2 protein-coding genes are annotated in these 1360 nt (G+C 68.0%); both read left to right on the top strand.

Annotated elements, in window-relative coordinates; genetic code table 11:
- A partial coding sequence (locus PGX04_RS30580; protein ID WP_273741924.1) for a CapA family protein occupies positions 1 to 626 on the top strand: 626 nt, incomplete at its 5' end.
- Between the two features lie 76 nt (positions 627 to 702).
- Positions 703 to 1360, top strand: a 658-nt coding sequence (locus PGX04_RS30575) for a DHH family phosphoesterase (protein ID WP_337959502.1), incomplete at its 3' end; no start/stop codon positions are given.

The raw sequence follows: 1360 nt of genomic DNA, 5'->3' as shown, positions 1-1360 counted from the left end.
AGTCGCCGGCAGCGGCCCGCGAGCCGGCCACGTTTTCCGTCGGCACCGTCGACGTCGCCGTCGTCTCCGTTGCGGATCGCTACGCCGGCTACGGCGCGACCGATGACCGGCCCGGAATAGCCCATATCACGCTCGATCCAGCTGATTCCGACACCCAACGGGTCGTCGGAGACGCGATCGAGCGCGCGCGAGCGCACGATCCGGATCTGCTCGTCGCGTCCGTCCACTGGGGGCCGAACTGGGTCGAACGTCCCAGCGAACTGCTCGTCGCGTTCGGCCACTGGCTCATCGATCGGGGCGTGGACCTCGTTCACGGCCACAGCGCCCACGTCGTTCAGGCGATCGAGCGGTACGGCGACGGGGTCGTTCTCCACGACACCGGCGACTTCGTCGACGATTTCGGGATCAGAGGCGACCTGGGTAACGATCGAAGCTACCTCTTCGAAGTCGCGCTCGAGGGCGGGCGTCTCGAGGAGATACGTCTCGTGCCCATCGCGATCGACGACGGTGTCTCTCGCGCCGGCGAGGACGAGGCGGCCTGGCTCCGGGAGACGATGCGCGCTCGGTCCGCTCCGTTCGAGACGACGTACGAACGGGACGGCGACGGTCTCGTGGTCTCGCTGTGACCCGTTTCGTTCTCGGGCGGACGAGCGAACGGGACGATCCGCGGGTTTATGGGCGAAGCCGCCCCACCATTCCTCGATGGCAGGGCCGGTTCCCGAACTCGAGGATCGTGCGATAGCGTGCGCCGAGCGGCTGTGCGATGCCGATCGCGTGCTGCTCGCTTCACACATCGACGCAGACGGGCTCACCAGCGCGGCGATCGCCGCGAAAGCCCTCGAACGGGCGGGGATCCCCTTCGAGACGGTCTTCGAGAAGCAACTCGACGAGGACGCGGTCGCCGACATCGCGGCGACCGACTACGACACCGTCCTCTTCACGGACTTCGGGAGCGGCCAACTCGAGATCATCGGTGACCACGAGGACGCCGGCGACTTCACCCCGGTGATCGCGGATCACCACCAGCCCGCCGACAGGGAGACCGAGTACCACCTCAACCCGCTGCTGTTCGGGATCAATGGGGCCTCCGAACTTTCGGGAGCCGGCGCGAGTTACGTCCTCGCGAGGGCGCTCGCGGACGTTTCCGACGGCAGCTCGGATCCGTCGGTTGCGGCCGATGGCGGGACGCAAACCGACGGCAGTGAGCCGAGTCAAACGAGGCGAACCTCGTCAGAGCAGCGCTCTGACGGCGGTGAGCGGTCCGACGGACCGCGATCTACGTCGGAGCGCGGCTCCGACGGCAGCACCGTTACCGCGTCGGGAGCCGCGAACGCCCGCGCCGACAACCGCGATCTCGCCG

The sequence above is a fragment of the Natrinema soli genome, assembly GCF_028618695.1.
The sequence above is the reverse complement of the archived record's forward strand: the minus strand, read 5'-3'. Positions and strand labels throughout refer to the sequence as shown.